The organism is Aneurinibacillus sp. UBA3580 (genome assembly GCF_002375825.1).
Classification (GTDB): domain Bacteria; phylum Bacillota; class Bacilli; order Aneurinibacillales; family Aneurinibacillaceae; genus Aneurinibacillus; species Aneurinibacillus danicus.
The window spans coordinates 24,615-31,084 of the sequence record NZ_DFMZ01000115.1 but is presented as its reverse complement, the minus strand read 5'-3'; the positions used below and the strand labels follow the sequence as shown (position 1 = coordinate 31,084).

Here is a 6,470-nt window from a genome sequence, read left to right as displayed (position 1 = left end):
TTATAATTGTAAACACTATAGTAAATACAATTTTTGTGGTATGAAGGAAAAAAGAGAAGAGAACGAGACAATGATTCCAATATGGAAAAAGGCGAAGGCCTTTTTCTTCCCTGGATCTTTTTTCTTCTTCAGTTCTTTTTTTCTCACGATTTTCACATAAAAGGGAGAAAGGAAGGAGAGCGGGATGGAGATTGTGCTTCCAAGACTGAACCGGCTGGTTCCTTCGCTGGAGTCGACGTTTCATAAGCTGGTGGAAGAACAGGGAGAACTAAGTGAAGCGATTCTTAGCTGGATGGAAGAGCAGGGAACGCCCCGTGCGCGTGAAGCGCTTTTGAATGTGGCCAGAGAGCTGCTCGACGTGGCTCAGACGTGCATTTCCATGACATTTGTACTGGAAGAATTGGCGCCGGATGTACGCCTAGAGCAAATGATCGATGATCACCTGGATAAACTGCTGCGTAAAGGCTATCTGCAGAGCATATCCGGCGATGTATATAGTAAGGTGAATGAAGAGGGATTTCGGGAAATGAGCCTGCCGCGCCTGGTGATTCCAGGCGTAACGCTTGATAGCACAGTGCTGAACATTTCGGTGGCGATCGGTCGTTTTGCCCAGTGGATTGGCAAGTTTCGCGGTGCCAGCGGTGAAGCCCGAATCTATACTGATGAACAAGTGCTAAGAGGTTGCGGATTAAATTTACTGCATATTGCTCAGTGCTGTTTTACTATGCTTTATATATTGGAAGACACGTTTTTAATGGACATTGATGCGCTTATGCGTGCACATATAGAGAAGTTGAAACAGCGTGGGTATGTAGGATAATGATTCGGCAGCGGGCGCTTTTGATTTATAGTTTGTACATGCTGGGCGGGCTTGTTTGCGCTTCTCGGTTTGTTCACAGCGCCCGGATGGGTCTTGGTTTGTGTATAGTGGTTGTGATTGTCGGAATGATGCCCCGGTTTTGGAAAAATAGAGTACCTCCTTCTATTGTCATAGTTGGGTTGCTATGTTTTTGTACGGGATTTACGCACTATGTCTGGACGGAGAAACGCAATGTAAGTGTGCTGCCGGAAGAAGCGAATGCGGCGTTTTCCGGAATTATCGAAAGTGCAGTGAAGTTTGACGGAAATCGGTGCAAGTTTATTGTGCGTATGGACAGGCTGGATAATAAAGATTTGCCGCATGCGGAACGGGTACAGACAACGCTCTATTTTCGGGATAAGGCCTCCTGGATGAAAGCGCAGCAGACGCTTGGGTTTGGAACAAGGATCACCGGAGAAATAGAGCTTGCGCTTCCTATAGCGCCTACCAATCCTGAAGCGTTCAACTACCCTGAGTATCTTCATTGGCAGCGAATTCACCGTATCGGAAAAATAAAAGAAGCGCAGACGCTTTCCTATGATGAGAGAAGCCTAAGTTTTACGGGAGCTATGGTCGCATCCCAGCAGTGGCTTGCGGAACGCACGACAAGGCTGTTTGCGCCGGAGTCGGCGGGCCTCCTTGCCGGAATGCTGCTAGGAGCCGTGGATGAAATCGATACCGATTTGTACGCAACGTTTTCCTCACTTGGTCTGACGCATGTAATTGCGATTTCCGGACAGCACATTACCCTGTTGATTGCAGGCTTGGTCTATACACTGCGGCTATGCGGCGTAACCAGACGGCGGGCCTACCTGGCGACCGCATTATTCCTTCCTCTTTATGTAGCGATGAGCGGATCAAGCGCTTCGGCTGTCCGTGCGTTAGTCATGGGAGAGTTTGTGCTGCTCGCGCTATTGACAGGAAGAATCAGGGATGGATGGAATCTGATTGGAGCCGCTTTTTTAATTATGATAGGATATGATCCGTACTATATTCATAATATTGGCTTTCAATTGTCGTACCTTGTTACATTTGGCCTGCTGGTGTTCGTGCCGCCGTTGACAGCCAGGTTTACTGTCGGCCCTGCGGCTTTATGTAGGCTGGCCGCGGTAACAATAGCAGCGACCGTGGTATCATTCCCGCTTACCATCTACTACTTTCACATCTATTCTTTTTTATCACCGATTATCAATTTTTTGTTTGTTCCTTTTATCAGTGTAATCGTTGCGCCACTTGCGGCACTCGCTCTTCTTTTGGGGAGTGTACACCCGGCTCTGGGATTTCTGCCGGCTAAAATCGTCGATTTATTTTTGCTCCCTGCTTTGCAACTGCTACAGATGATAGAAAAAGGGCAACTGTTAAGGAGCGCTTTTCGGTCTCCTTCCATGTGGTGGATGATAGGGTATTTCTGCTGGCTTATCTTCCTTGCCGGATGGTTGTATGATAAAATAACCTTAAATTGGAAAGCGAAACTCGGCTTCATTCTTTGTCCTTTGATTTTATTTGGTTCTCTCTTTTTTTCCTGGTCAAAAAAGGAAGTGACCGTTACTTTTTTGGATGTAGGACAAGGGGATGCGATTGTAATCGAGACACCTCGTAAAACCGTATTGATTGACGGCGGGGGGCCTCCGCCGCGCTGGGGAGAACAACCGTGGGAAAGAAGGCGCGATCCGTACAATCCCGTCAAGTCGGTCGTTATGCCTTTTTTGCATGCAAGAGGCATTTCTTCGCTTGATTTGCTTGTTCTGACACATGGCGATAGCGATCATATCGGCGGGATTTCTTACCTGCTTGAAAATATGCCGGTCCGGCAGGCACTGGTTAACGGCCTGCCTGCTAAGATCGAAATTGAAAAAAAAGTCAATCAATTACTCCACGAAAAACGTATTCCTGTTGTAGAAGCGAGACAGGGGCAGATATGGCGAGAAGAACCCGGCATCGTATGGCGGGTTCTGAATCCTGCGCAAAGAATTGTGACAGAGGAAGATAATGCAAATTCGGTAGTTTTATTGCTTGAAGCCTATGGTTTTCATCTCCTTTTTGCCGGAGATTTAGAGAGAGAAGGTGAAGAGCGTTTGTTGCGCGAGAACCTGGTGGAGCCGGTGGATGTATTGAAAGTCGGCCATCATGGCAGCAAAGGCTCTACCTCGCAAGCATGGGTGGACCGTGTGACACCGAAGCTGTCTGTGATTTCAGTCGGCAAAGAAAACCTGTATGGACACCCGCATCGCGAAGTAATTGAAAGGCTTGCAAAAAGAGGCGGTGTTGTTCTTCGTACGGATGTTTGTGGTGCAGCGGTAGTGCATATAAAGAGAAACATGATTACATACGAAACCGTTAGCGTATCTGCTGCCTGCAGATAGTTTTTTAGACAGTAGTGCAACATTTTGTGCAACATTTAGTATATACCTTACGTCTGAGGTATTGAGAGGGGAGGCACGGGCGTGGTTGATGCAGAGTTAATACGCTCCGCCCAGAACGGGGATCGAGAGGCTCTTGTGCAATTGCTTGAGTCCATAGAGCATTCTGTGTACCGCACCGCGTTTTATATACTGGGGAACGAGCACGACGCGCTGGATGCTTCTCAGGAAGCATTGATCCGGATTTATACAAAAATCAATACCTACCAGGAGAAAGCGAAATTTTCGACCTGGGTGCAGCGTATTGTGACCAACGTATGCATAGATAAATTTCGCAAAAAGAAAGAGACTGTATCGATCGACCAGCACGAGCTTACACTCTATGATTTCCAAAACGTAGAGCAAGAAGTAGAACGGGCGGATGTAGCGGAAGAAGTAAGGGAAGCGATTAAGCGCCTTCCTGAACATCAGCGCACTGTCGTTACACTGCGCTACCTTCAAGATTTATCATACGGAGAAATTGCGGAAGTAATGAACATGCCGTTAAATACCGTAAAATCATACCTCTATCGGGCCCGACAACAACTTCAGGAATTACTGCATGAATATCAGAAAGGTGGTGTGTAGAGTGAGTTGCGAAGAAGTTTACGAGTGGATGCAGCGTGATTTGGACGGCGAGCTTGACGGTGCGGAAAAAGAAAAGTTGATGCGGCATCAAGCATTGTGCCGGGATTGCGCGTCCTTATATGAACGTTTGCACTCTCTCTCTACGCATCTAGAACAGCTTCCTATGGTCGAACCCCCGTTTAGTATCGTGAAATCCATTCTGCCTGAGCTTGACCGTATTGATCGTGAGCGAAACCTTCCGCCTTTTGTCCAGGAACAGGCGGCGGCGATCGAAATGCCGCGGCGGAATAACAAGGCAATCTGGTATCGTTATATCGGCGGCGCAACGGCAGCCGGACTGCTGATTTCCGCTATTGTCTTTATGCTGGATAAACCGGAGATGAAACAATCGGCGTTTTCTTCTTCGCAGATGCCCCAGGTTCAGGATGCAACCGGTACAAAGCCGAAGTCTAAGGCGTTTATTGTAGCGAACGAACAGCGTGAACCGCGGCAGGAGGCAGAGGGGGAGCCAGCGAAGTCTCCTGTCTCCGATGGAACAACGGAAGAAGCACCGGCTGCAGATGCTTCTGGCTCCAAATCGGCCGTTGGTGATACAGCGCCGTTGCAGGGGGATACAAAGAGTGCATCGCCATCCTCCAGCGTTCATGCTTCTGCCGGAGAACAACCGAAGAGCGAAGAGGCGCCCGGGTCGGAAGTCGAACAGAATCAAAAATCAGTAAATAAGTCATCTTCCGCTCAGCCAAGCTCTGATGTTGAGACGGCCAGGCCGACCGAACCGAGCGGGGAGCCAGCGGAATCCGAAGTGGCGATCGCCGGGGCACCGGACGCTCCCGTAGATAACGGTGCACTGGCTGATAAAGCCGCGCCCGCTCCGAAGGACGGAAAACCTGGAATAAGCGGAACTCTGGCGTTTATCCAGGAAGAAGGGCAGCGGCCGAAGAGAGAGGCAAAGGCGGGAGCCGCCGCTTTGGCGGATAATACGTACAAGCCACCGGGCAAGCCGTCACCATCCCAGGAGTTTTTCGTAAGCAAGACCGACAATGCTCTTCTGGTGCGCAACGCAGGCGGTGGAATCGAGTTTGTCACTCATACATGGAATGAGGCGTATAATGTATCTTATCGTTGGATTGAAGATAAGAAGATCATCTATAAACTCGAATACATCGGTCGACCGGACGGAGGGGAAGCATCCGCTCCGCAGGAGTGGCTGATTGACCTTGAGAAAAATATTGAACGTCCACTTTTCAATAAATAAGCACGCTTTTTTTTAAGATGCGTATGATGTAGTAAAAGCAGCGGTGCTTATCGCTCGGTCTCCGGAAAAAGGGCCCCCCGGACCCAGAGCGTTTACATATACGCACAGCCTTCCAAAGGCCATGGCACACGTTTGCCATGGTTTTTTATTGGTATAGGAAAGTAGATTCGTTTTACAGTGATAAAGCAAAATATACTTTCCCTCCACTAGTAAGCGAGTTTTTCTCATTGTCCTCGATTTTCAGCGGCATTCTTAATTTTATATAATGGAAAAGGGAAGCTGAGGTGAAAGAAAGTGGAGATACGACAGATTATGCGGGATATCAAACAGGGCAAGATTGCACCGGTATATGTCCTTTACGGTACGGAGCAGTATATGATGGACGAGCTGGTACGTTTGATTGAAGGGAAAGCCTTGGATGAAGCAAGCCGTGACTTTAACTACAGCACATATGACCTGCGGGAGACACCGATTCAGCTGGCGCTGCAGGATGCTGAGACTTTCCCATTAATGGGAGAGAAGCGCGTTGTCCGTGCATCGCATGCCGTGTTTCTAACCGGAGCGAAGCCGCCGTCCGGTGTTCCCGAGCACGACCTGGATGCACTTACGGCATATATAAGCAATCCTCCGGACTATTCCGTGCTGATTCTCGAAGTGGCGCAGGACAAGCTTGATGAGCGAAAAAAGGTGGTCAAAGCGCTGAAAAAAGACAGCATCGTGGTGGAATGCGCCCCCCTAAAAGAAGCAGCCCTGGTCGAGTGGGTGATTCGGCAGGCGAAACGGTACAATGTAGTCATGGAACCTGCGGCGGCAGAGCTGCTGATTATGATGAGCGGCACACAGCTGCGTCAACTGGATAAAGAGATTGAAAAAATGGCCGTATATGCAGGGGAAGACGGGGAGATTACAGAGCAGACGGTAGAGGCGCTGGCAACGCGCGAGTTGGAGCACGATATCTTCCGTTTAATTGATAAAATCGCCCGTCTGCAAATCGAGGATGCGGTTCGCATGTACTATGACCTGCAGCGGCTGAACGTTGGAAGCAGCGAAACGAAAGGGGAGGGCGAGCCGCTCAAGATTCTTACGCTGCTGGCCCGGCATTTCCGCATTCTGCTGCAGGTAAAGGCGCTGCAGCCGCACGGATATTCCCCGCAGCAGATGGCCTCGATGCTCGGCATTCATCCGTATGCAGCTAAACTGGCGAATGAGCAGGCGCGCGCCTTCAGTGAGAAAGCGCTTAAGGGTATTCTGCACCGGCTTGCTGAGGAAGACGTGCGCATTAAAACAGGGCAAATTGATAAAGTATTTGCGCTTGAGCTATTCATATTGGGCTTAAAAGATATGATGCATCCGACTCCATAAGAAAAAG

Annotated in this window: 5 protein-coding genes; all 5 read left to right on the top strand. The window is 49.1% G+C overall.

The features are described from left to right. Window positions 1–184: 184 nt before the first annotated feature. The 5 genes from B2899_RS16195 to holA all read left to right on the top strand — a co-directional run bounded on the left by B2899_RS16195 (window position 185) and on the right by holA (window position 6,463). Entirely contained in the window at window positions 185–820 is a 636-nt protein-coding gene (locus B2899_RS16195; protein WP_218029530.1) for a MazG-like family protein, read from the top strand. A gap of 20 nt (window positions 821–840) precedes the next feature. Continuing rightward, complete coding sequence (locus tag B2899_RS16190) at window positions 841–3,222, top strand: DNA internalization-related competence protein ComEC/Rec2 (protein WP_286887155.1); 2,382 nt, start codon at window positions 841–843, stop codon at window positions 3,220–3,222. Between the two features lie 81 nt (window positions 3,223–3,303). Next, window positions 3,304–3,846, top strand: a complete 543-nt coding sequence (locus tag B2899_RS16185; RefSeq protein ID WP_146808588.1) for an RNA polymerase sigma factor — start codon at window positions 3,304–3,306, stop codon at window positions 3,844–3,846. A 1-nt stretch (window position 3,847) separates the two neighbouring features. Beyond that, entirely contained in the window at window positions 3,848–5,101 is a 1,254-nt protein-coding gene (locus B2899_RS16180; RefSeq protein ID WP_286887153.1) for a zf-HC2 domain-containing protein, read from the top strand. A 294-nt stretch (window positions 5,102–5,395) separates the two neighbouring features. After that, complete coding sequence (holA, locus tag B2899_RS16175) at window positions 5,396–6,463, top strand: DNA polymerase III subunit delta (RefSeq protein WP_286887152.1); 1,068 nt, start codon at window positions 5,396–5,398, stop codon at window positions 6,461–6,463. The last annotated feature ends 7 nt before the right edge of the window (window positions 6,464–6,470 follow it).